Source organism: Compostimonas suwonensis (assembly GCF_002797855.1).
In the GTDB taxonomy this organism is placed as follows: Bacteria; Actinomycetota; Actinomycetes; order Actinomycetales; family Microbacteriaceae; genus Compostimonas; species Compostimonas suwonensis.
Genome location: NZ_PGFB01000003.1, coordinates 92020 through 115915, shown reverse-complemented (window position 1 = coordinate 115915; position 23896 = coordinate 92020). Strand labels below are relative to the sequence as shown.

Genomic DNA, 23896 nt, shown 5'->3' with positions numbered 1-23896 from the left:
GGAACGATGATCCTAACTGTGTGACGACGATGGGGGCGCCGCTCAGCCGCCGACGCCGACGAGCGCGGCCCCGACGGCTGCGGCGGGGGAGCCGAGCGGCATGAGCTGCACGCGCGAGCCGAGCTCGAGCGAGGCGATGAACGGCGAGTCGAGCGCGGAGGCCCGCAGCGCCCGCAGCACCTCGTCGAGCAGACGGGAGCCCATGGCGCTGATGCCGCCGCCGATGACCACGCGGTCGACGTCGACGGTGAGCACGAGATTGCGGATGGCCATCGCGAGGCCGTCCGACATCCGGTCGCGCAGGGCGATCGCACGCCCGTCGCCCGTGTCGGCCGCATCGAAGAGCGCCCGCACGGGCAGGGGGTCGGAGGTGGGCCAGTCGCGGGCGATCGCAGCGCCCGAGGCGACGGTCTCGAGGCATCCGCGTTGCCCGCAGGCGCACACGATGCCGCTCGGATCGACCGTCATGTGGCCGACCTCGCCCGCCGTTCCACGCGCGCCCCGCCAGAGCCGGCCGTCGAAGACGATGCCGGCCGCGAGTCCCGTGCCCACGTTGAGGAAGGCCATCGAGCCGTCGAGCGCGAGCAGATGATAGGCGCCGAGCGCCGCGGCCTTGACGTCGTTCTCGACGCGCACGCCGATGCCGAGGCGCCCGGCGAGCCGGCCGCCCAGGTCGAGATCGTCGACGCCGAGGTTGACGGCGTGCGAGACCCGGCCCGTCGTGCGTTCCACCTGCCCGGGGATGCCGATGCCGATCGAGTCGAAGCGGTGGGCGCTCACGCCGGTGAGGCCGGCGAGCTCGGTCACCGCCCGCACGGCGGTGTCGACGACGGCCTCGCCGCCCCAGCCGGTGGGCATGCGGATCTGCTCGGTGACCCGCCCGTTCGCGTCCATGGCGACGGCCGCGGTCTTCGTTCCGCCGATGTCGATGCCGAGCCTCATCGTGCTTCTCCCTGTGCCGTCGTGGGCTGTGCCGTCGTGGGCTGTGCGGTCGTGGCCTGCGCGGTCGTGGGCTGTGCCGTCGTGGACTGTGCTCCGGGCGGGCCTTCCGCCGAGCCGAGCACGGCGAGCAGCGTCTCGCCGATGAGGCGCGAGGCCCCGAAGGTCGCGAGGTCGGCGTAGCTGCGATCGGGCGACGGCCAGCCCATCTCGACCACGAGAACGGCTCGTCCCCCGGCGCGCAGCAGGTCGATCGCCTCGCACACGAAGGCATGGCGATGGATGTCTCTGCCCACGACGATCACGGCCGTGGACGGGTCGATCGCGAGCGCGCTCAGCGGCATACCCTCCGCGAAGCCGACGACCCGTCCGGGAGACCATGGGCCGTCGGCAGCGGATGCCGCCGCGAAGGGGCCCCAGGGCACCGCGCCGATGGCGATGCTCGCGACCGTGTCGATGCGCACGACCACGACGTCACGGGGCGGCGAGGCGATCCAGGCCCGGGCGGCGTCGTTCGTCTCGAAGGCGTCGCTCAGCGCGACCGCGTCGAAGTCGTTCCCCGCAGGGCCCGCCCCCAGCACATGCGACGCGTCGCCGTCCGAGTATTCCCCGATCGGAATGCTCTGCCGCTGCGCCGCGAGCTCGCGCGCCAGCGAGCGCACATGAGCCGCGGCATCCTGCACGGTCGAGGCGTCCAGCCGGCCCTGGCCGATCGCGTCGAGCACGTGGTCCTCGATCCGCCGCAGCTGCTCGGGGGTGTTGTCGAGGCCGAGGCACAGCAGCTCGCAGCCCGCCGCGAGGGCGCGCACCGCGGCCTCGGGCATGCCGATCTCACCGCTTGCACCCACCATGTCGAGGGCGTCGCTCACGATCACCCCGTCGAAGCCGAGCTCCTCGCGCAGGATCCCCTGCAGGATGCCGCGAGAGAACGTCGCCGGATTCCCCGGGTCGATCCGCGGCAGCAGGATGTGCGACGTCATCACGGTGCGCGCTCCCGCCGCGACGGCCGCGGCGAAGGGCACGAGCTCGCGTTCGCGCAGCTGCTCGAGCGAGCGGTCGACGACGGGCAGCGCGAGGTGGGAGTCGTGCGCGGTGTCGCCATGGCCGGGGAAGTGCTTCGCGCTCACGGCGACGCCCGTAGACTGCAGCCCCCGCGTCCAGGCCGCCGTGTGCCGCGCGACGAGGCCCGCGTCGTCGCCGAAGCTGCGCACCCCGATGACGGGATTGCGCGGATCGGAGTTGATGTCGGCATCCGGGGCGAAGGTCAACGTGCACCCGGCGGCGCGCAGCTCGACGCCCACCCGGCGCGCGACGGATTCCGTGCGCACCTCGTCGTCGATGCGGCCCAGCACGGCGTTGCCGGGGAAGGGCGCACCCTTGTCGTAGTGGAGCCGGGTCACGTCGCCGCCCTCCTCGTCGATGGCGAGAACGGCATCCGGGTTCGCGTCGAGGATCGAGGCCGTGAGCGCAGCGAGCTGGCTCGGCGACTCGATGTTGACGCCGAAGAGGCAGACCCCGCCGAGACCGTCGCGCAGCCGCTGGGCGAGCCAGTCGGGAAGCGCGGTGCCGGTGAAACCGGGCAGGAGCGTGCCCGCGACGGCGGCGCGCAGCTCGGCCGGCCGATCGTGCCCGCTCATCCTTTCACCGCCCCGCTCACGAGCCCGCTCGTCATCCGGCTCTGCACGATGAGGAAGAACACGATCACGGGGATCGCCATGAGCGTCGAGCCGGCCATGATCGCCGCCCAGTTCGTCGTTCCCGTCGCGACCTGGAAGGTGCGCAGCCAGACCGGCAGCGTCATCATCTCGGGCCGCGAGTTGACGACGAGCGCGAGCAGGAACTCGTTCCACGACTGGATGAAGCCGAAGACGCCCGTCGCGACGAGACCGGGCGCGAGCAGGGGGAAGGTGATGCGCCAGAAGGCGCCCGAGCGCGAGAGCCCGTCGATCATGCCGGCCTCCTCGAGGTCGACGGGGATGCCGTTGACGAAGCCGCGCAGCGTCCAGATCGTGAACGGCAGCACCGTCGCCACGTAGACGAGGGTGAGGCCGCCGATCGTGTTGAGCAGCGACCAGCTGTCGAGCACGCGATAGGTCGAGACGATCATCGCCTCGGCCGGGATCATCTGCACGATGAGAATGGTGAGGATGAAGAGCTTGCGGCTCTTAAAGCGGAACCGCGTGACCGCGAGCGAGGCGAGGAAGGCGAAGACGAGCGCGACGACGATCGTGAGGATCGTGACCGTGAGCGAGTTGCCGAGCGCCGGCAGGAACGGCGAGCGCGACGGCTCGACGAGCACGGTCTCGTAGTTCCTGAGCGTGAAGTCCTCGGGCCAGAAGTGCACCTCGGGCCCGCGGATCTCGTTGTTCGGCTGGAACGAGGAGCTCACCATCCAGTACACCGGGAACACCGAGCACACGAAGACGACGACCGCCACCACGCTCAGCACGACGGAGTTGATGCGACGGCGGGTCACAGCTCGTCCTCCTTGATCGTCTGGCGCACGTAGTAGATCGAGATCGACATCATGATGATGACGGTGATCACGGCGATGGCCCCGCCGATGCCGTACTCCCCCGCGCCCAGCGACACCTGGTAGATGTAGACGCCGAGTGTGGAGGTCTGCTCCTTGATGCCGCCGATCCCCTGCAGCGCGAAGATCTGCGTGAAGACCCTCAGATCCCAGATCACCTGCAGGATCGTGACGACGAGGAAGATCGACTTGAGATACGGGAAGATGATGAGCCGGAAGCGCTGGAAGCCGCCCGCCCCGTCGAGCGCCGCCGCTTCGAGCACCTCCTCGGAGACCTGGGTGAGCCCCGCGTAGACCGTGAGGGTCACGAACGGCACGGCGCCCCAGACGACGATGATCGTCGCCACGAAGAAGAAGCTGAGCGGCTCGATGAGCCAGGCGTGCTGGTCGAAGTCGAGCCCGAACCAGTGGGTCAGCATGTAGTTGGCGACGCCGAACTGGGTGTCGAAGATCCAGCCCCAGACGATCGTCGCGGTGAGGGCCGGCATGGCCCACGCCAGCAGGAGGCCCACGGAGACGAGCAGCCGGAAGAAGCGGTTGACCCTCGTCATCAGCAACGCGATGAGTGTGCCGAGGGTCATCGTGATCACGACGTTGACGGCGCAGAACGCGAGGCTGCGGCCGAGCACGTTCCAGAACTGCTGGTCGGTGAGCACCTTCACGTAGTTGTCGAAGCCGATGAAGGGCGCGGGCTGGCCGAAGACCTGCGCTCGGCCGAACTCCTGGAACGACATCACGAAGAGCTGGATGAGCGGCCAGCCGATGACGACCGCGAGGATGACGACGGCGGGGATCAGGAGCGTGTAGGGGGTGAACCGGCCGGCTCGGCGACGGCGCCCGGGATGCTCCTGCGGCGGCGGCGTCGGCGTCGGCGCCACGAGCCTCTCACCGTCGATGCCGCTGGGGGCGGCATCCACCGTGCTGTTGAGGGAAGACATAAGAGGGGGCTCCCATAAGATTGCGGATGTGCACACGCCACTTTCCTAGGGCGATGGCACTGGGTCGAAGGTGCTTCGAGCGCTGACGGCCTCTGGGCGGGTGGTGCTCACGCTGCAACGTGAGCACCACCCTTCTCCGTCCCGTCGAGACGCGAGGCGTCAGCCGGACGGGCGTCAGCCGATCAGGCGATCAGGCGTCAGCCGTTGAGGATCGCGTCGATCTTCGTGTCGAGGTCTTTCGCGAGCGACGCGACGTCGCCGCCCTGCGCGATCTGCACGAAGAAGTCCTGCAGAAGACCGGATGCCTCGACATCGGCCCATTTCGGAGAGGCCGGCGTGAGCTTGGCATTCGCCGCAGCAGCCGTCTGCACCTTCGCGACCTCGTCGGTTCCGATCGTGTCGGCGAGCGAGAGCTTCGCGGGGATGAGACCGTTCTCGCCGAGGATCGTCTGGTACTCGTCGCTCAGCATGATCGCGAGGGCGTCGGTCGCGAGCTCGGGGTGAGCCGACTTCGCGGCGACGGCGATGTTCGAGCCGCCGGCGAAGACCTGCGCCGCCCCGCCGTCCTTGCCCGGAAGGGCGTAGACGCCGAGGTTGTCCTCCTGCTCGGGGCAGCCGGGCGCGTCGGAGTCGGCCGGGGCCAGGATCGAGCCCTGGAGCCAGCTCGGCGCCGAGACGTTGGCGATGAGGCCGGCGCAGAACGGAACCTGCGCGTCGGTCTCGTTGCCGTCCTTCGGGGCGACCGAGGCCTTCGTCATGACCTGCTGCACCTGCTCGAGCCCGGCGATCGACTCCGGCGTCGAGAAGCTCGAGGTCCAGGTGTCGCCGTCCTGCACGGCGATCTCGCCGCCGTTCTCCCAGATGTAGGGCAGGGCGTTGTACCAGTCCTGGCCCGGGAAGTAGACCCCCGAGACGCCGGGGTTCGCGGCCGCGAGCGCCTCGCCGTTGGCGATGTACTCGTCGAGGGTGGTGGGAACCGACAGCCCCGCGTTCGCAAGCAGGTCCTTCTTGTAGAAGACCACGCGCGAGCCGGAGTAGTAGGGCGCCGCGAAGAACGAGCCGTCGTACGACCCGGCCTCGACGAAGCCCGGCAGCAGGTCGTCGCCGCCCAGCTCCTCGTACTCGTCGGTCAGGTCGAGGAAGGCGCCCGAGGAGGTGAACGCGGCGGCCTGGGTGTTGCCGACCTCGACGACGTCGGGGCTGTCGCTTCCGGAGAGGTTCGTCGTGAGCTTGTCGACGAGCCCCGTCCAGGACTGCTCCTCGATCGTGAGGGTCGAACCCGGGTGGTCGGCCTCGAAGGTCGTCTTCAGGTATTCGCGCGCCTCGTCGGGGGTGTCGGTTCCCGCGAGCCACACACGGATATCCGCGCTCTCGTCGCCTCCGTCGGCGGACGAGCCGCCTGACGCACAACCGGCGAGCGTGAGCGCCGCCGCGACGCCGAGCGCCGCGAATGCGATTTTCCTCATCTGTGATGTTCCTTTCCTAGGGCGATGGCCTGCAGCTGGGCGCTGCGGGCCATGTCGTGGTGGTGTGTTGCTGGTTTTCCGGTGCTGGTTCTTTCTCCGTGCTGGTGTTCTCTCGTCGGAGCCGTCACGACACCCCGAGGCGCGCGGAGAGCACCAGGACGGCGGCCCCGCGCAGCACGATGTCGTCACCCTGCGATGTCATACGCAGGGTGAGGTCTCCGTGGAACTCCGCCATCGTGCGACGGCGGAGGGTCTCGATGGTCGACTCCGAGAGGGTCCCGTCGAGCAAGGCGACGGGTCCGCTCAGAACGATCTCCGAGAGGTTCAGGGCGCCCACGATGGGCGCGAGCGCGATGCCGAGCCTCTGCCCGGCCTCGCGGAGCACGGCGTCACGACGGATGCCGGCATCCTCCGCCCCCGTCGATGCGAGCTCGGCGGCCGCGAGCGCGCTCTCGAGGTTGGGGGTCGAGAGCCAGGTCTCGAGGCATCCGCTCTTCCCGCAGACGCACGCGGCCCCGCCGTCGGTGCCGACGACGACGTGGCCGATCTCGCCCGCGGCGAAGCGGCTGCCGAAGAGCGGTGTGCCGCTCACGAGCAGGCCGGCGCCGACGCCGTGGCCGATCTTCACGAGCATCAGGTCGCTGTCGGCGTCTCCGAAGCTGTGCTCGGCGAGCACGGCGGCGTTGGCGTCGTTGCCCACGATGACGGGGAGTCGGAAGCGATCGTGGAGCAGGGCCTGCAGCTCGAGACCGGCCCAGCCGAGGTTGGGCGCGCTCAGAACGACGCCGGCGAGGTCGACGACACCGGGGGATCCGACGCCGATGCCGAGCACGGGGGTGCTCGTCTGGCCGAGCAGGGTCTCGACGAGGGCCACGACCTTGGCCACGGCATCCTCGCCCGTGCTGCTGGCGAGCGGGACCTGGGCGCGGGAGATGATGCGGCCGTCGAGGTCGAGCACGGCGCCCCAGAACTCGGCGTGCTGGGAGAGGTCGAGCCCCACGATGTGGAACGCGGTGCGGTCGATGTCGAGCATCGTCGCGGGTTTGCCGGGGCGCACGTCTTCACTCGGGCCCCGCTCGACGACGATGCCCTCGGCGATGAGCTCGGCGACGAGGTCGGAGACGGTGACGCGGGTGAGGCCGGTGGCGCGGGCGACATCGGCCCGGCTGAGCAGGCCCGTGCGGTAGAGGGTCTGCAGCACGAGGGCCCGGTTGTGGCTGCGGGCGTGCTCGGGAAGCACCTTGGAGCGGGGGCGGAGCACGCGGCTGCTCTGCTCGCCGCTCGCCGCCATCCGCGAGGCGAAGGGGGTGCCGGCGGCCCCGGGGGCAGCGGGGGCGGCCGATGAGGCGATGAGGGGCAGATGCGCGGGAGCCTCGATGGAAGGGCCGCGCCGCACTTCCGGTGCAGTCATGTTTGTTAGTAAAGCTTACGAACTAACTACTCGCAAGCCCTGCCGCCTCTCCGGCTCAACTCTTTACACCCCTGTAACACGCCCCCGCTTCCTCTCGCCCCACTCACAACGACGGAGATTCCGCCGTTTCGGAGGGAAAAGTGCCGTTTCCGGCCCTTTTCGGGCAGAATCTCCGTCGTTGTGAGTGGGGCAGGGGAGGAAAGTCACACTAGAGGCACGGACACTCTGGTCTCGAAGACGTCGGACACGTATTCATGGAGTGTGCAAGAACCACAATCTGAAGCCGCCCAGGTGCTCGGCTCACGCCTCCGGGCTCAACGACTCAAACTCGGGATCAGCCAGGAGGACGTCGCCGCCCTCGCCGAGATGCACGTGACCAACGTCGGGAAGATCGAACGCGGCCAGGCCAACCCGAACCTGCAGACGATCGTGAACCTGGCGATCGCCGTCAACCTCGACCCCGGCGACCTCGTCGCGGGACTCACCTCCGACATGGTGCCCCACCGAACCCACAAGCTCACGGCGGCCGACCTCATCCGAGAGCAACGGCGGCGCGACGGCGCCTCGGGCTAGAAGCTCACCCGCCACAGGTACTCCTCCCCCGACGGCCGGAACCAGCGCACCACGAGCACGGTGTCGACCGCGAGATCGCTCCCCCGCACCTCGACGACCAGCGCCTCCCCCGGCTTCAGGATGGCGGGACCCCGCGGCGTCAGAGCACCCGAGCCCAGCACGATCGCCGAGACGCCACGCAGCTCCTCGTCGCTCTCGTTGCGCAGGAGATAGCGCGGCGGCCGCGAACGATCCACACCGAACGGCACACGGTACGGGATGTCGCCTGTGTCCACGATGAGTGTCCTGACTCGAGTGAAACTGGTCTTCATCACCGGTGCCCCAACGACCCGAGGGGGATGAGGGGGCGCAGCCGCCACGACGTCCCTATCGTCGTGACCGCTGTCATCGCTGGGGCACCGGCTCGTGTTCGACGCCGGCATCGGCCGCCACCGTCCAGATCATGCTACACAGAAAAGTGGTGTATTCGCCAGAGGTATAAACACTCTTCCCGGTATATGCCTCCGATCGACGAGGGGACGATGTACGCGCGCGGCCCCCACGACCGCCCGGCGCCGCCCCCACCACGGCCCGCACGGAGCGCGCCGAACCCCGGGCGCCGACGCCGAACGCCCGCCGCCCCGCCGCTCTCGGCCCGGGAGACCGGGTGGAGAACAGCAGGACGGCGGGCGTTCGGCGAGCAGTGCGAGGATCGGCCCGCGCAGCGCTCAGAAGGTGCTCAGAAGGTGCTCAGAGGTTGGTGCTCACCGACAGATCGCGTGCCGAACGACTGTCGACGCTCGGCTGCTGCAGGTCGAAACCGACCGCTCGGATGTTCGAGAGCCGGCCCCAGGCCGACTCCACCGAGCCCTCGACGGGCGAGCGCAGGCCGTGCACCGACGCCTCGACGCCGAACAGGCCGGCGATGACCGCCTCGGAGACGGCGACCGCCGCGTTGCTCTCGCGGTTGGAGACACCGCGCTCGGCGACCCGGAACCGGCCGTCGCCGATCGCCTCCATGGCCTGGCCCCAGAGGCCGCCGGAGGTCGCACGGTGCGCCCTCCGCAGCACGCCGGCCGCGACATCCGCTCGGCCCAGCCTGCACAGACCGTAAGCGGTCGCACCCGGCCAGGCGGCGAAGGCACCGGCCGCGCCGTGATCGGGGCGATCCGAGAGCGGCGCGATCGGGTCGTCGGGCGACAGGGCGCGCATCCAGTCCCCGTCGATGAGGTGTCCCACCACGAAGTCGACCATCTCGCCGCGGATCGCCGGGCTGAGGTCCTGCGTCATGTCGGCCGCGACGAGCTCGAAGTCGAGGCAGTGCCCGATCGTCTCGTCGCCCTCCGGATGCGCGATCATCCAGCGGCCGCCGCCCGCGTACTGCCCCATGACGTCGTGCGCGAGCGCCTCCGCCTCGGCGTCGGCCTGAGCAGCGGATGCCTCGTCGCCGTCGATCCGCGCGAGCTCGGCGAACTCGCGCAGCATGCCGACGTAGCCGGCGTTGAACGAGACGACGGCGTCGCGGTAGTTCGGGACGCACTCGAGCAGCTCCCAGGCGTCGCGGCCCAGGTCGGCGAGGGTGGAGCTGCGGAAGGCGACCCGCGTCTCCCTCGGCCGGTAGGCCATGTCGCGCAGGTGCTCGCGCACCGTGCGCCCCCGCGCCGTCTCGTCGAGCAGGGCGAGGTCGCCCGTCACGCCGATGTAGGAGGAGACGATGCGGAACAGCGCGTGGTCGTTGGCCGCGTAGTGGTTGCCGACCGGCAGCAGGTTCTTCGTGTCGAAGGAGTGCGACGACTCGTAGGGCTGCCCGAGGGCCGCGAGGATCCAGTTGCGGTGCCCGACCGGATCGAGCATCGCCGCGACCCGCGCCCACTCGGACTGGTCCCAGTAGAACGTCGTCGTCGCGCCCAGGCGCGGGCCGCCCGTGAGCGTCACCGGCCCGATGGGGCTCACCTTCGTGTTGCGCATGTACAGCGCGAGCAGAACACCCAGGTAGTAGCTGCGGGCGAGGTCGGAGTCCTTGGTGTGCAGGGTCGGCAGGTAGCCCGAGAACTCCGGGTTTCCGGGGGTGAAGGCGTTGAGCCAGCTCTCGCGCCACCGTTCGGCGACGTCGGCGAGCTCGACCTCGAAGCGCTCCGCGACCGCGCGCGCACCGGCGTCCGCCGACGCCTCGTCGCTCGCGAGGCGCACGACGACGCCGAGCTCGTGGGGGGCGCCGGGCTCGAGCTCGAGACGCCAGCGCGCGAAGGCCCGGGAGCCGTCGACCACGATCTCGTGCGGCCGCTCGCTGAAGGCGAAGGCCGAGCGGGCCGGCGTCAGGCTGTCGATGACGGCCACCGTCTCGCCCTGTGTCGAGGCGAGCCAGCGCTGCCCCGACCACCACGGTCGGGTTCGCCCGACGGGCTCGCCGTCGACGCTCGCGCTCGCGCCCTCTGCGGCGACCCGCAGCTCGACGCGATGCCAGGAACCAGGGGTCAGCGAGGTGTCGCCGAGCACCCGCTCGCCGCCGATCGTGAACCAGGGCAGCCCCGCGCTCACGCCGAACTGCAGGGAGTCGGGGTGGTTGCCGTGGGTCAGCACAACACCGTCGGCGCCGCCGTCGGCGAGCTCGACCTCGAAGACGAGGATCGAGTCGAAGGGCAGCTCGGTGCGACCGGCACGGATGTCGGTGTCCGGCCCGATCGGGTGCACGGCCTGCGCGTCGCCGACCGCGACCGTGCCGCCGTCGGCGTCGACGACCGCGAGCCCGCGGATGCGCGCGGCCGCTCCGGACGCCCGGACCCGCCCGGAGTCGCTCGTCGAGTGATCGGGCAGCTCGTGCTCGAGCAGCATGGGCTCGGAATCCTCGTCGCGCTGGATGCCGGGGATGCGCGGGCTGCCGAGGCGCACCCAGCGTTCGCCGTCCTGCCGGAGCTGGACCTGCGTTCCCTCGCCGCCCAGAACCGCGCCGCGCAGCCTCTCGGTCGCGTAGAAGTCGTGGTAGTGACCGGCGTTCCAGGGCGTTCCGTAGAGCCAGCCCCAGTCGACCTCGGAGGTCGCGACCAGGGAGATGAGCTCCTGCTCGACCTCGACGACCCTGGTCTGCTCGCTCGTGTTCTCGACGTGCAGCTTCCAGAGCAGCGTGCTGTCCTCGTAGGCCATACGCGTGTCGCTGAGCACCCGGATGCCGGAGCAGTCCGCGACCCGCTGGACGCCCCACGGCGACCAGCGCAGCCGTTCGGCACGGGCGATCTCGCCGTCGATGCGCAGCACTCCCGTGCGGTAACCGCCCGCGTAGGGCGGCATCGCGAGCCACGACAGCGAGGTCAGGTCGTCGTTCACGTGGGCCTGGCCCCAGCGGTTGCGCAGGGTGGGCAGGTGCGCGAGGTCTTCTCGCGGCATCCACGGCCCGGCCAGTTCGTCGAGGGGCGGGAGCCCGCGTCCGCGCCGGCTCACTTGCTGGCCCCCGACATCAGCCCGTGGATGAACTCACGCTGGCTGACGAGGTAGCCGACGAGCGGGATGATCGCGGCGAGGAACATGATCCCGAAGAGCTGCGCGTAGTCGATCGAGTAGGCGCCGAGCGACACGTAGATGCCGGTCGTGATCGTCTGGCCCTGCAGCGGCCCGAGGATGAACAGCGGGTTGAGGAAGTCGTTCCACACCCAGAGGCCGAGGAAGATGCTCACCGTCGCCGTCGCGGGGCGCAGCACGGGCAGCACGATCCGCCACCAGATGCGGATGTCGCCGGCGCCGTCGACACGCGCGGCCTCGATGATCTCGCGCGGGATGGTGCGCAGGAAGCCCACGTAGACGAACACGGCGAACGACAGGTAGCCGCCGCCCACGTTCGAGAGGATGAGCCCGGGGTAGCTGTTGGCGAGGCCGATCCACTGCAGCAGGTTGACGATGGGAAGCAGCACGACCTGCGGCGGCACCATGAGCCCGAGGGCGAAGAGCGCGAGCAGCACGCCCTTGAGCACGGGCTTGCGCTCCGAGATCCAGAAGCTCACCGCGGAGGCGAGCGGCACGATCACGATGAGCGTGGCCGCCGTCACGAAGATCGAGTTGAGCAGGCCGTTCTGCACGAGGTGGTCCGGGCGGCCCAGCGCCTGGACGATGTTGTCGAGGGTGAACGGCGCCGGCAGGCCCGCGGGATTGTCGAGGATCTGGTCCTGGCTCTTGAACGCGCTCACGAGCGCGATGTAGACGGGCAGGACGAAGGCGAGGGTGACGATCCAGGCGAGGACCACCCGGCCGCCGCCACGGAAGAATTTGCCGCGCGAGGAGAGTCTCACAGTGCTGCCTCCCTTTTGCGGAGCAGGTAGGTGACGAGGTAGGCGACGCCCGCAGTGAGGGCGAGCAGGAGCATCGCGATCGCCGAGGAGTAGCCGAACCGGTTGTTGGTGAAGGCCGTCTGCACGAGGTAGAACGCCGTCGACTGGGTCGAGTTGGCGGGTCCGCCGCCCGTGAGCACGGCGATGACGTCGTAGAGCTTGAAGGTCGTGATGAGGCACAGGGTCACCGTGATGGTGGTTCCCGGGGCGATCATGGGCCAGGTCACGTGACGGAAGCGGCCGAACGCGCCCGCGCCGTCCATCCGCGCGGCCTCGTAGAGCTCGCCGGGCACCGACTGGAGGGATGCCGTGTAGACGACGGTCGCGAAGGCGATCGTGATCCAGCTGACGACGATGCAGATGGAGAGGGTCGCGAGACCCGACGAGCCGATCCACGGCACGGGGGTGTCGATGAGCCCGAGGTTCTGCAGCCCGGTGTTGAGCAGGCCGCCCTGGGTCAGGATGCTGCGCCAGATGAAGGCGACGATGACACCCGAGAGCACCTGGGGGATGAAGATGAGCGTGCGCATGATCTTGTAGTTCGTCGTCGTGCGGTTGAGCAGCATGGCGAAGAGCAGGCCGATGACGTTGGCGACGACGGTCACGAAGATGACGACGACGACGGTGAATCCGAGGCTCGCCAGCAGACGCTGGTCGGTGAAGAGCTCGGCGTAGTTGTCGCCGCCGACGAAGTTGATGTCGGGTTTGAGGGGGTTCTTGTCTGTGAAGCTGAGAAACAGGCTCTGGAGCACGGGGAAGATCAGGAACATCCCGTAGAGGATGATCGCGACGATCGCCACAGGGGCGAGGCCGATGTTCCGGGCTCCACGTCCGGGTCGTCTTGACACCGAAGTCTTTCCTTTCAGGTCCCCTAGGTCTATGTCAGGGACATCGAATGTGTGCCGCGGGCCGAGCAGCTCTCCGAGCTCGACCCGCGGCACGTCTGTGCAACCGCGTCAGCAGGCGAAGGCTACTGTCCTGCGGCCTGATCCCACGCCGTGTCGAACGCGGCCAGCTGGCCCTGCACGTCGTTGCTCGTGAACAGCTCCTGCGACATCGCGTAGAAGACGTCGTTGAGGCCGGCGGGCAGTGCGTCGTCGTTGTTGACCTGGGCGAAGCCGTTGACCTTCTGGCCGCTGTCGTCCGTCACGAAGGTGTACGCCTCGTCGTAGACGGGGGTCACGGTCGCGCCGAAGTCCTCGAAGGCCACCTGCGAGAGCATGGGGAACGCTCCGTCGGTCTCGATGAGGGTCTTCAGGTTGTCGGTCGAGAGCGACCAGGCCTTGGCGAACTCGACCGAGTCGTCGAGGGCCTTCGACTTCGAGGCGACGGATGTCGTTCCGCCCGTGTTGAAGGGAACGATGCTCTCGCCCGTGGCGCTCGGCAGCAGGAAGGTGCCGTACTTGTCGGCATCCTCGGGCTTGATCTGGCCGATGAACCAGCTGCCCATGGGGTACATGGCGGAGGCGCCGGAGAGGAACTGGGCGTTCGCGTCGTTGTAGTTGACGCCGAGGGCGCCCGGGTCGAACCCGCCCGCGTCGATGATCTGACGGTACTTGTCGACGGCGGCGACGACGTTCTCGTCGGTGAACTCGACGTCACCGGCGTAGCGCTGCTGCACCCAGTCGGGGTCGGCGCCGATGACGTCGGCCGTGATGAGGCCCGAGAGCGGGATGGCGGCCGACCAGGGCTCGCCACCGGCCATCTCGAGCGGCGTGACGCCGGCCGCGCGGAGGGTCGTGACGACGTTCATGAACTCGTCCCATGTGGTGGGGACGCTCAGGCCGTTGGCCGCGAAGATCTCCTTGTTGTAGAAGATCATCGGGATGATCTGCGAGTTGGTCGGAGGGATGTAGGTCTTGCCGTCGATCGAGTTGCCGTCGGGCAGCAGGAAGTTGTCGTCGAGCCAGGTCTGGTCGAAGGGCTCGAGCAGGCCGGCCTCGGTGAAGTCCTTCGGGTTGATCGACGAGAGCACGTCGGGGAACTGACCGGATGCCTGCAGCTGCTTCGCATAGGCGTTGCGGTCGGCGTCGGGCGAGACGATCTTGTTGACCGAGAGACCGGGAACGGCCGCTGCGGCTTCGGCGATCGAGGTGTCCCAGAACGACGAGGTGAGCGCGGGCGTCTCGAACGTCATGAACGTGATCGTCGCATCCCCCTCCCCGGTTCCGCTCGTCGATCCGCCGGTGGCGCTCGTCGAGCAAGCGGAGAGGGCCACGAGGGCGGCCGCTCCGAGCGCGAGAGTCGCCAGAGTGCGAGTGCGTTTCACTTCATCCTCCTTGATGATTCGGCCGGCTTCCGCCGACCGATCGGTGCAGGTTCGTGCCCGTTCGGTGACGGGCGCTGTGGGGGTTCATCGCCGGGCGGCGGAGATCGAGGTTTCCCGATCATTATCACCAAACGATGGATTTATTGTTGCTCAGGGGAGATTACCTCGCTCCGGGCGAGAACGTCAACTTCGTTGTCTAAAATATATCCATCGTTTCGATTTAATGGTTCCCGAGCCCCGGATGCCGCGGCTGCAGTGAGAGCCGTCGCCGAGTGGAGGCCCCCACGTGAACACCGACATCCCCCTGCCAGGACTCGAGGTCTACCGTAGTTCACAGCTCGAACCGGAGGACTTCCTGCAGTTCTGGGCGAGCACGGTCGCCGACTCGCGCACGCACGACGTCGACGTCGTGCTCGAGCGCGTCGACACCGGGCTCGAGACCGTCGACGTCTACGACGTCACCTTCTCGGGCTTCGGCGGCCACCGCATCCGCGGCTGGCTCCGGATCCCCGCGGGGGCTAACGAGCCCCTGCCCGCGGTCGTCGAGTTCGCGGGGTACGGCGGAGGTCGCGGACACGCGATCGAGAACCTCTTCTGGGCATCGAGCGGCTTCGCGCACCTGCACATGGACTCCCGCGGGCAGGGCTCGGGCTGGAGCCTCGGCGCGACCCCCGATCCCGTCGGCAGCGGACCGCACGCCCCCGGCATGTGGACGCAGGGCATCGAGAGCCCCGAGAGCTACTACTACCGACGCCTCTACACCGACGGGGTGCGCGCGGTCGACGCCGCACGCACGCTGCCCGCGATCGACCCGCGGCGCGTCTCGGTCGTCGGCGTGAGCCAGGGCGGCGGCGCGGCGATCGCGGTGGGCGCCCTCGCGCCCGAGGTGCAGGCGGTCGTGGCGCTCGTCCCCGGCCCGAGCGACTTCCCGCGCTCGCTCGCGCTGAACGACCGCTACCCCTGGCGCGAGGTCACCGACTACCTCGCCGTGCACCGCGGCAGCGTCGCGCAGGTCGAGCGCACGCTCGCCTACTTCGACGCGGTCAACTTCGCGCGGCATGCGACTGCGCCCGCCCGGTTCTCGGTCGGGCTCATGGATCCCGTGGTGCTGCCCTCCTCGGTCTTCGGCGCCTACAACGCCTACACCGCCCCCAAGGGCATCGCCGTCTGGCCCTACAACGGCCACGAGGGCGGCGGCCCCGACGACCTCCTCCAGGCCCGCCGGTTCCTCCTCGCTCTCTGACCCCGCGAGTGGACGCGAATCGGGGGTCGGATGCCTCCAACACCCCCGATTCGCGCCCACTCGCGGGACGGTCAGCCGGTGATGAGGAGGCCGGAGGGGCGCGGGGAGAGAGCGTGGTCGAGCACGAGGCAGGCCGCGCCGACGGCGGCGACGTCGTCGCCGATCGAGGAGCCGCTCAGGGCGACAGGATGCCGCGTCACACGGTCGGGCGAATGATCGATGATCCTCGAGATCTGGAAGATGAACCGCGCCGAGACGCGCTCCCAGAACGGTCCGCCGAAGATGACCTCGTCGATGTCGAGCAGGTTGACGACGCTCACGAGGGCGGAGGCGATGAGCGACGCCGCACGGTCGAGGATACGGAGCGCACCGGCATCCCCCGCCTCGGCCAGCCGCACGAGCTCGTCGAAGCCCTCGTCGATCGCGACCATGTCGTTCGCGGGCGGAGCGGGCACGAGCACCCCTTCGTCGGCGGCCTGCTCGAGCATGTAGCGCGGCGTCGCGAGGTGGCCCAGCAGGTCGCTGCGCCGTCCGTCGACGAGCCCGTCGACGGGCACGACGAGGGTTCCGCCCTCGCCGGCGTTGCCCGTCGAACCGCGCAGCACCTCGCCGTCGAGGGCGAGGCCGATGCCGATGCCGGTTCCGAGGTAGAAGAACGCGAAGTCGCTGTGCTGCGCCTCGCCGCTCAGCCAGAGCTCGGCGATCGCGGCGGCCGTGACGTCCTTCTCGAGCAGCACGGGAAGACCGGTGGCCTCGAAGAGCGCGTCGCGCAGCGGGACGTCGCGCCAGCCCTCGAGGTGGGGAGGGTCGAGCACGATGCCGCGCGCGACATCCACGGGCCCGGGCGCCGCGATGCCGATCCCGAGGATCTTCTCGCGGTCGACGCCCGAGGCCTCGATGAGCTCGTCGAGGGCGGCGGCCATGCTCGCGATGATCTCGTCCGGCCGGCCCGCGCGCGGGGTGCGCATACTCGCGTCGTGCACGACCTGACCCCGCAGGTCGAGCACCGCGTAGGTGATGACCGCGGGGTCGAGGTGCACGCCGAGCGCGTACCGGCTCTGCGGGGCGAGCTCGAGCATGACCCGGGGCTTGCCGCGGCCCTGGATGTGCTTGCCCGCCTCGGTGATGAGGCCGTCGTCGAGCAGGCGGCGGGTCACGTTCGAGATGGTCTGGGGGGCGAGCCCGGTCTTCTCAGCCAGCTCGACCCTGCTCAGCGCCTCCGGCGAGCGCCGGATGACATCGAGGATGACCGTCTGGTTGAATCCGCCGACGGCGGGAAGATTCGTTCCCCGTCTCAAACTCTGCCCGCTCCCCCGACGCTCTCCCGCTACGCCAGGCGGGTCTTGAGGTTCTCGGCGAGAGTCGCGAGGAACTCCTCGGTGGTCTGGTACGGCTGCTCCGGGCCCACGAGAAGAGCGAGGTCCTTCGTCATGGCGCCCGACTCGACCGTCGTGATGACGACGTCTTCGAGGGTCAGCGAGAAGTCGATGAGCTCCTGGTTGCCGTCGAGCTTGCCGCGGTGGGCGAGGCCGCGGGTCCAGGCGTAGATCGAGGCGATCGGGTTCGTCGAGGTGGGCTTGCCGGCCTGGTGCTGGCGGAAGTGACGGGTCACGGTGCCGTGGGCGGCCTCCGCCTCGACGATCTTGCCGTCGGGCGTGGAGAGCACGCTCGTCATGAGGCCCAGCGAGCCGAAGCCCTGCGCGACGGTGTCGCTCTGCACGTCGCCGTCGTAGTTCTTGGCGGCCCAGACGTAGCCGCCCTCCCACTTGAGGGCCGCGGCGACCATGTCGTCGATGAGGCGGTGCTCGTACGTGAGGCCGGCGGCGTCGAACTGCTCCTTGAACTCCGTCTCGAAGACCTCCTGGAACAGGTCTTTGAACCGGCCGTCGTAGGCCTTGAGGATCGTGTTCTTGGTCGAGAGGTAGACCGGGTAGCCGCGGTTGAGGCCGTAGCTGAGCGAGGCGCGCGCGAAGTCGCGGATCGAGTCGTCGAGGTTGTACATGCCCATCGCGACGCCGGAGCCGGGCGACTGGAAGACCTCGAACGACTGCGGCTCGGAGCCGTCCTTCGGGGTGAAGGTCATCGTGAGGGTGCCCTCGCCCTCGAAGCGGAAGTCGGTGGCGCGGTACTGGTCGCCGAAGGCGTGGCGGCCGATGATGATGGGCTTGTTCCATCCGGGGACCAGGCGCGGGATGTTGGAGATGATGATCGGCTCGCGGAAGATCGTGCCGCCGAGGATGTTGCGGATCGTGCCGTTCGGCGAACGCCACATCTTCTTGAGGCCGAACTCCTCGACGCGCGCCTCGTCGGGCGTGATCGTCGCGCACTTGACGCCGACGCCGTGCTTCTGGATGGCGTGCGCGGCGTCGATCGTGATCTGGTCGTCGGTCGCGTCGCGGCTCTCGATGCCGAGGTCGTAGTACTCGAGGTTCACGTCGAGGTACGGGTGGATGAGCGTGTCTTTGATCGACTGCCAGATGATGCGCGTCATCTCGTCGCCGTCGAGTTCGACGACGGTGCCTTCAACATGGATCTTTGCCACGACCTGCTCCTCAAGACTCAATGGTTTTCGCGCCCGAGGCGCTCCGCCGGGGATCCGAGCCGCCCGGCCAGCAGCCAGCTTACTAGAGCGGCGAACTATCTCGACATCGAGAGACTTCAGGAGTTCACCGGTTCGCCCACCCGGGCGACTTCCGGGCGTTGGTGCGGGAGGGTAGCCTAGTCGGATGGCTGAGCTGAGACTTGAAGAACTGTCTGCGTCGAACATCGTGGCCGCGAACACCCTGACCCTCAAGCCCGGCCAGGAACAGTTCGTCGCACCGGTCTCCCACTCCATCGCCGAAGCGTACGTGAACCCCACGACGGCGTGGCCGCGCGTCGTTCTCGACGGCGACGAGGTCGTCGGCTTCATCATGGGCAACTTCGATCCCGATGCCGAGCAGGAGGAGTTCCGCAGCTGCATCTGGCGCATCAACGTCGACGCCGGGGCGCAGGGCCAGGGCGTCGGGCGCTTCGCCGTGCACGCCCTCGCCGACGAGGCCCGCAACCGCGGCTTCGAGCGCGTCACGGTCATCTGGGAGTCCGGCGACGCCGGCCCCGAGGCGTTCTTCCTCAGAGTGGGCTTCCAGCCCATCGGAGAGACCCAGTACGGCGAGACGATCGGTGCCATCGCACTCTGACGACTTCGTCGGGCGCGTGCTCGAGGTCGTCGACAGCATCCCCGAGGGCCAGGTCCTCAGCTACGGGGATGTCGCGGCCTTCCTGGGCTCGCGAGGGGCGCGTGTCGTCGGGCAGGTCATGGCCCGCTACGGCAGCGAGGTGCCCTGGTGGCGCGTCATCCGCTCGAGCGGGCAGCCCCCGGTCGGACACGAGGCGAGCGCGCGCCCGCACTACGAGCGCGAGGGCACGCCACTCGTCGTGGGAGCCGACGGCGCCTATCGCGTGAACATCCGCGCGGCGCGCTGGCGCCCCTGAACGGGCGAACCCCGGTTCGACTGGACCCTCGCAGAGGGTGCGCAACCGCGCAGTTTCGACCCGCGCACGGTGTGTTGAGGCACCGCCATCGGTGTGTCGCCCAGAACTGCGCGGTCGCGAACTCTCGCGGACCCCAAGACACCGGCCGGGTCCTCTCGGACCCGACCGGTGTCTTGGTTACTCGGGCTACTCCGCGTTCGCCCGCGTGCGGCGACGGATGATGATCACCGAGGCTCCGGCCGCCAGCAGCAGCAGCGCGATGCCCCCGATCGCCCCGGCCGCGATTCCCGTGCCGGGCAGCGATCCGTCGACGGCCACAGGTGCGGCAGACGACGACGGCGCGCTGGACGGCGCGTCCGACGGGGTGTCGGACGGCGTGCCCGGGTCGTCCGTGGGCGTGTCGGTCGGCACGTCCGTGGGCGTGTCGGTCGGCACATCCGTCGGCTCGTCGGTCGGGACCACGAGCGCATCGACGTGCAGCGGCAGGCTCACCCGCTGCCCGAGAACGCCCACGACCACGTGGTGGTCGCCCGTGAGGGTGTCCGCCGGGATCGTGACGGCCTGCGAGAAGGCGCCCTGGGCGTCGGCCACGGCTGTTCCGATCGCGACGGGCTCGGACTCGAGGGTGAACGACACGAGCGCTCCGGGCGCGAAGCCCCGGCCCGTGACCGTCACCGGGTCGCCGGCCGTGACGCTGTCGCGTGACAGCTCGGCCCCGCCGAAGCCCAGCTCCTCGACCGCGCCCGTGTTGCCCGCGGCATCCGCGGCCCGCACGTAGACGACGCTCTCGTCGGTGTCGACGGCGAAGGGCGAGCCGTAGGCCTGCCAGTCGCCGATCGCGCCGATCGAGTACTCGAGGCGCTCGACACCCGAGCCCGCGTCGGCCCCGGTCACGGTGACCGTGCGGTCGTCGGCGATGGATGCCTCGGCCGTCGGATCGACCGTGTCGACCTTCAGCGGCAGCGACTGCACCGCGCTCACGTTGCCCGCGGCATCCGTCGCCCGGTACTCGAGCGACGCCGTGCCGTCGGGCACGACGACGGGCGCCGTGTAGGCGGTCCACTCGCCGCTGCCGAGACGGTACTCGATCGATGCGACGCCGCTCTCCGCGTCGCTCGCCGTGAGGGTCGCAGAGGGCAGGGTCAGGTACCAGCCGCTCGGCGCCGGTGCGGCGGGGTCGACGGTCGCGCTCGCCACGGGGGCGGTCGTGTCGGCGGGCAGCTCGGCCGCCGAGACGACGTAGTCCTCGCCGGCCTCGGTGTCGAAGGCGATGACGCCGTCGTCGAGCGTGAACTCGACCGGCTGTCCCTCGCCGTCGACGACGCTCGCGTACGGGGCCGCCCACGGGTCGGTGAGCCTCATCGTGTTGCCCGCGTCGCTCGTGATCGACACGGGGCCGACCACTCCGCCGGTCTGCGCGGCCGAGACCACGAAGGCGTCCTTGGCGCGCAGCTTCGTGAAGCTCGCATCCTTGTCGGCCGGCCAGTTCGCGAAGACGTTGGTGCGGCCTTCGGAGCTCTGCAGCAGCATGCTGTCGATCGCCTCGATCGCGCCGTTCTTCTCGATGCCGTGCTGAGACGACACGATGCGCAGGTTCGGCCCCATGTGGCCGGTGATCTGGCCTTTCAGACGGGTGATGATGTCATCCGCCGGCCAGCCGATGCGCGCTGCGATCGTGAAGACCTTCGGGAACGCGTTGTCCTGCCCCCACGAGTTCATCCCGGCGAGCGAGTCGATCGCGATCTGGCGCTGGTCGGCGGGCGAGTTGATGCCGATCTGCTCGCCGGGGGTGACGAACTCGAGGTTGACGGGCTGGTCGCCGGGGCGGATGTCGCGCACGTCGCTTCCGCCGCCGTCGTCACCGGGGATCGTCGTCGTGCCGGGCTCAGCGAGCGAGTAGACCGTCTTGCCGTTGTAGACCGAGGTCGGCATGTCGGGCAGGTGGTCGAGGATGTGCTGCCAGGTCACGCGCTTGTCGGCGTCGACGCCCAGGGTCGTGCTCTCCTCGACGAGCGAGGTCAGCAGGTGCTTGAGCATGCCGATGTCGGGGCTCGAGTTCTTCGCCCAGGTTCCCTCGTGGTGGGCCGACCACATGAAGTACTCGTCGGTCGCGTCGTCGAACTGCAGGTACTTCTCGAAGAAGTTCGCGGTCTTCACGAGGTACGGATATGCCGTGTTCTCGAGGTAGTCCGTGTCACCCGTGTACTCGTAGTACGAGATGAACTGCGTCGCGTTGAACAGCGAGTCGAGCGTCTGGTGGTGGTAGTTGTCGTCGGTCGTCGAGCCGAACGGCCCGATCCCCACGGGGAAGAAGACGGCGTCGTCGATGCCGTTCGCGAGGTCGGGGCGGCTTCCGATGCCGATGTTCGAGGGGAACAGACGGCTCAGATCCTGCTTCGCCCTGCGCTGCGCCTCGGGCACGTAGTCCAGGATCGTCTGCGTGAACGGCAACGCGAAGTCGGCCCGGTTCGCCGAGTACAGCCCGTAGAAGGGGGCCTGCGCGTTGTAGTTGAGGTGGTAGTCGCCATCCCACATCGCGTTGTCCTGGGTGGACCAGATGCCGAAGATGCCGGGGGCCTGCTTGCCCTCGCGGCTGGCCGAGCCCATGAAGTAGAGCGCCGAGTAGTAGTACTTCTCGAGCAGCGGATCGCCGAGGCTCACGTGCGAGGTCAGCCAGTACTGCTTCCACCATTCGGCGTGCTCGGCCCGCAGCTCGCCGACGGAGTCCTCCGTCAGCGGGTTCGCGAGCGCCTCGGCCTGCTGCACGTGGTCGGTCGCGTTCCGGCCGCCGCCGCCCACGCCCGTGACGATCTGCACGGTCTGGCCGGGCTCGAGCGTGAACCGGCCGGATGCCGTCGGGCCGGTCGCGCCCGTCTCGGTCAGCTCGGCGCCGAGCAGTCGCGTGGCGAGCGCCGCGCGGCCGATCCAGGCCGGGTTGCCGTTGGGGCTCGTCGCACGCGCGGCCCACAGGGTCGAGCCGTCGACGCCGGATGTCGCGGTGGAGCCCGCGCGCGCCGTGCCCGAGGTCGCTCCCGCCCACGTCTCCAGCTGCAGCGCGACATCCTCATCGGCCTCGGAGGTCAGCTCGGTGACCACGACGTTGTCGTTCGCGGCGACCCAGGTGTGCATCGCGACGTCCGCGCTGCCGATGTTCACGTCGGTGTCGACACGGGCGTCGAGGATGTTCTCCTCCTCGAGGAACTGCGTCGGCGGGGCCGGCGGCGTGACGGGCGCGTCGCTGCCGTAGAGCTCGATCTGGCCGATGCGCGCCCGCGGGTTGGCCTCGCCGAGGTTCTGCACGGGCTCGGATGCCGTGATCCGCAGGTAGCGCGCCGTCACGGGGGTGATCGACTTGTCGGTGATCGAGGCCGTGTTGTTGGTCACGGTGTCGACGGTCGTCCAGTCGGTGTTGTTCGTGCTGACCTGCACCACGAAGTTCTTCGTGTTGTTGGCCGTCTCGGCGGGGCGCGCGGCGCCGTCGTGCTTGAGCACGTAGCGCGCGATGGTCTGCGGCTCGTGCAGGTCGAGGGTGATGGTCTGCGGCTTGCCGACGTTCGTCACCCAGCCCTCGTAGCCCGGGCCCCAGGCCCCGCTCACGGCGCGGCTGGCCGGGAAGTCGGGGTGGTTGCTCGTGGCCGTCGCGGTCGCGCCGAGCGCGAGGTTGACGTTGGCGACGGGGGCGTAGAGCTCGAAGGCCCCGACGCGCGCCCGCGGGTTGTTCGTCGAGTCGGCGTCGGTGGCCTGCGTGGGCTCGCTGATGAAGAGGCGCACGTAGCGCGTCGTGATCGGGCCGACCGTCTTCTCGACGGTTCCGGCCGTGTTGTTCGTCACGGTGTCGACGTCGACCCAGTCGGTGCCGTTGGTGCTCGACTGCACCACGAAGTCCTTGCCGTTGTTGACGGTCTCCGCGGGGCGGGCGGCGGAGTCGAAGCGCACGACGTAGCGCGCGATCGTCTTCACCTCGCCGAGGTCGAGCGCGAGCCACTGCGGCTTGCCGACCTGGGTGACCCAGCCCTCGTAGCCGGCGCCCCACTGGCCGTTGACGGCGCGGTCGGGGGTGAAGTCCTGGTAGTGGTTGCTCGCCGTGGCGGTGGAGCCGACAGCGAGGTCGACGGCCCCGGCATCCGGAACCGTCACGGGCTTGATGCTCACGCTGCCGAGGCCGGCGGGGGCTGTGTTGCTGCCGGACCACAGGTCGCCCTTGGTGACGTAGAACGTCTTGTATCCCGTGCCGCCGCCGGAGACGACTCCGACGTCTCCGTTGCCGAGCAGGGCCGTCTCGGGCATGCCCGTGGTGAGGGCGCCCGAGTAGGCCTGGCTCGTCCAGCTGCCCGTGATGCCCGCGAGCTGCGCTTGCAGTGCGGTCCATTCCGCGTCGTCGGGGGCCGCTTGCGCCGGTGACGCGACGGCGACGGTCGCGAGGCTCGCCACGGTCGCGGTCGCGACGAGAAGGGAGAGGAGTCGGGTGGATGTTCGCTGCTGTGTATGGATATCCGCACGTTGGTGCTTCAATTCATCCTCCTTGATGAACCGGCCGCTCAGGTGGTCGACCGCACGAGGCCCGCGCCATCGGAACGCGGGCCGGATCCGCCGAGGGTGTTCCTCTGCCGCACCGGAGAAAGCGGCCGAGCAATAACACCAAACGATGGATTTATTACTTGGCCGACAATATCCCCCGCCCCCTTCCCCTGTCAACTACTCCCGCGAGTAGACGCAAAACGGGGGTGCGAACCTCTCCGCACCCCCGTTTTGCGC

At 69.3% G+C, this 23896-nt stretch carries 18 protein-coding genes; 4 read left to right on the top strand and 14 right to left on the bottom strand.

The window, feature by feature from the left end; translation table 11 throughout:
• Nucleotides 1-42 precede the first annotated feature (42 nt).
• The 6 genes from CLV54_RS08365 to CLV54_RS08340 all read right to left on the bottom strand — a co-directional run bounded on the left by CLV54_RS08365 (nucleotide 43) and on the right by CLV54_RS08340 (nucleotide 7167).
• Entirely contained in the window at nucleotides 43-942 is a 900-nt protein-coding gene (locus CLV54_RS08365; RefSeq protein WP_100344527.1) for an ROK family protein, read from the bottom strand.
• Nucleotides 939-2576 (bottom strand): beta-N-acetylhexosaminidase, encoded by a 1638-nt coding sequence (gene nagZ, locus CLV54_RS08360; protein ID WP_100344526.1) that lies wholly within the window; start codon nucleotides 2574-2576, stop codon nucleotides 939-941. Before nagZ ends, CLV54_RS08365 begins: the two co-directional genes overlap by 4 nt.
• Nucleotides 2573-3415, bottom strand: a complete 843-nt coding sequence (locus CLV54_RS08355) for a carbohydrate ABC transporter permease (protein ID WP_245861521.1) — start codon at nucleotides 3413-3415, stop codon at nucleotides 2573-2575. Before CLV54_RS08355 ends, nagZ begins: the two co-directional genes overlap by 4 nt.
• Complete coding sequence (locus CLV54_RS08350; protein ID WP_100344525.1) at nucleotides 3412-4410, bottom strand: carbohydrate ABC transporter permease; 999 nt, start codon at nucleotides 4408-4410, stop codon at nucleotides 3412-3414. The genes CLV54_RS08355 and CLV54_RS08350 overlap by 4 nt, the downstream gene beginning before the upstream one ends.
• Nucleotides 4411-4607: 197 nt before the next feature.
• Nucleotides 4608-5876: an extracellular solute-binding protein gene (locus CLV54_RS08345; RefSeq protein ID WP_100344524.1), complete on the bottom strand. Its 1269-nt coding sequence runs from the start codon at nucleotides 5874-5876 to the stop codon at nucleotides 4608-4610.
• A gap of 124 nt (nucleotides 5877-6000) precedes the next feature.
• Entirely contained in the window at nucleotides 6001-7167 is a 1167-nt protein-coding gene (locus CLV54_RS08340; protein WP_100345008.1) for an ROK family transcriptional regulator, read from the bottom strand.
• 381 nt (nucleotides 7168-7548) lie between these two features.
• Between CLV54_RS08340 and CLV54_RS08335 the strand changes: the two genes are divergently transcribed.
• Nucleotides 7549-7860 (top strand): helix-turn-helix domain-containing protein, encoded by a 312-nt coding sequence (locus CLV54_RS08335; protein ID WP_100344523.1) that lies wholly within the window; start codon nucleotides 7549-7551, stop codon nucleotides 7858-7860.
• Here the strand turns inward: CLV54_RS08335 and CLV54_RS08330 are convergent.
• The 5 genes from CLV54_RS08330 to CLV54_RS08310 form a co-directional block, all read right to left on the bottom strand.
• A complete protein-coding gene (locus CLV54_RS08330; RefSeq protein WP_100344522.1) occupies nucleotides 7857-8135 on the bottom strand; it encodes a hypothetical protein in 279 nt (92 codons plus the stop codon). The genes CLV54_RS08335 and CLV54_RS08330 overlap by 4 nt on opposite strands.
• A 454-nt stretch (nucleotides 8136-8589) precedes the next feature.
• A complete protein-coding gene (locus CLV54_RS08325; protein WP_157802881.1) occupies nucleotides 8590-11274 on the bottom strand; it encodes a hypothetical protein in 2685 nt (894 codons plus the stop codon).
• Nucleotides 11271-12116, bottom strand: a complete 846-nt coding sequence (locus tag CLV54_RS08320) for a carbohydrate ABC transporter permease (RefSeq protein WP_100344520.1) — start codon at nucleotides 12114-12116, stop codon at nucleotides 11271-11273. The genes CLV54_RS08325 and CLV54_RS08320 overlap by 4 nt, the downstream gene beginning before the upstream one ends.
• Nucleotides 12113-13003 (bottom strand): carbohydrate ABC transporter permease, encoded by an 891-nt coding sequence (locus CLV54_RS08315; protein WP_211294494.1) that lies wholly within the window; start codon nucleotides 13001-13003, stop codon nucleotides 12113-12115. The genes CLV54_RS08320 and CLV54_RS08315 overlap by 4 nt, the downstream gene beginning before the upstream one ends.
• Before the next feature lie 122 nt (nucleotides 13004-13125).
• Complete coding sequence (locus tag CLV54_RS08310) at nucleotides 13126-14424, bottom strand: ABC transporter substrate-binding protein (RefSeq protein ID WP_211294493.1); 1299 nt, start codon at nucleotides 14422-14424, stop codon at nucleotides 13126-13128.
• Nucleotides 14425-14710: 286 nt separating this feature from the next.
• On the opposite strand from CLV54_RS08310, the gene CLV54_RS08305 reads away from it, so the two are divergent.
• Nucleotides 14711-15667, top strand: a complete 957-nt coding sequence (locus tag CLV54_RS08305) for an acetylxylan esterase (RefSeq protein WP_100344519.1) — start codon at nucleotides 14711-14713, stop codon at nucleotides 15665-15667.
• A gap of 71 nt (nucleotides 15668-15738) precedes the next feature.
• Here CLV54_RS08305 and CLV54_RS08300 read toward each other — a convergent pair whose 3' ends face one another.
• Nucleotides 15739-16965: an ROK family transcriptional regulator gene (locus CLV54_RS08300; RefSeq protein ID WP_100344518.1), complete on the bottom strand. Its 1227-nt coding sequence runs from the start codon at nucleotides 16963-16965 to the stop codon at nucleotides 15739-15741.
• Nucleotides 16966-16994: 29 nt separating this feature from the next.
• The gene (locus CLV54_RS08295) at nucleotides 16995-18209 is read right to left on the bottom strand and encodes an NADP-dependent isocitrate dehydrogenase (RefSeq protein ID WP_100344517.1); all 1215 of its coding nucleotides are present in this window, start codon (nucleotides 18207-18209) and stop codon (nucleotides 16995-16997) included.
• A gap of 184 nt (nucleotides 18210-18393) precedes the next feature.
• Here CLV54_RS08295 and CLV54_RS08290 point away from each other — a divergent pair, with 184 nt between their 5' ends.
• A complete protein-coding gene (locus CLV54_RS08290) occupies nucleotides 18394-18846 on the top strand; it encodes a GNAT family N-acetyltransferase (RefSeq protein WP_100344516.1) in 453 nt (150 codons plus the stop codon).
• Nucleotides 18830-19141, top strand: coding sequence for an MGMT family protein (locus CLV54_RS08285; protein WP_100344515.1), 312 nt, complete (start codon nucleotides 18830-18832; stop codon nucleotides 19139-19141). Before CLV54_RS08290 ends, CLV54_RS08285 begins: the two co-directional genes overlap by 17 nt.
• Nucleotides 19142-19327: 186 nt before the next feature.
• Here CLV54_RS08285 and CLV54_RS08280 read toward each other — a convergent pair whose 3' ends face one another.
• The gene (locus CLV54_RS08280) at nucleotides 19328-23653 is read right to left on the bottom strand and encodes an OmpL47-type beta-barrel domain-containing protein (protein WP_157802880.1); all 4326 of its coding nucleotides are present in this window, start codon (nucleotides 23651-23653) and stop codon (nucleotides 19328-19330) included.
• Nucleotides 23654-23896 lie beyond the last annotated feature (243 nt).

Bases quoted from the DNA above. Each gene is read 5' to 3' on its own strand.
- CLV54_RS08365 (WP_100344527.1), bottom strand. From the start codon at position 942: ATGAGGCTCGGCATCGACATCGGCGGAACGAAGACCGCGGCCGTCGCC.
- nagZ (WP_100344526.1), bottom strand. From the start codon at position 2,576: ATGAGCGGGCACGATCGGCCGGCCGAGCTGCGCGCCGCCGTCGCGGGC.
- CLV54_RS08350 (WP_100344525.1), bottom strand. From the start codon at position 4,410: ATGTCTTCCCTCAACAGCACGGTGGATGCCGCCCCCAGCGGCATCGAC.
- CLV54_RS08345 (WP_100344524.1), bottom strand. From the start codon at position 5,876: ATGAGGAAAATCGCATTCGCGGCGCTCGGCGTCGCGGCGGCGCTCACG.
- CLV54_RS08340 (WP_100345008.1), bottom strand. From the start codon at position 7,167: ATGGCGGCGAGCGGCGAGCAGAGCAGCCGCGTGCTCCGCCCCCGCTCC.
- CLV54_RS08290 (WP_100344516.1), top strand. From the start codon at position 18,394: ATGGCTGAGCTGAGACTTGAAGAACTGTCTGCGTCGAACATCGTGGCC.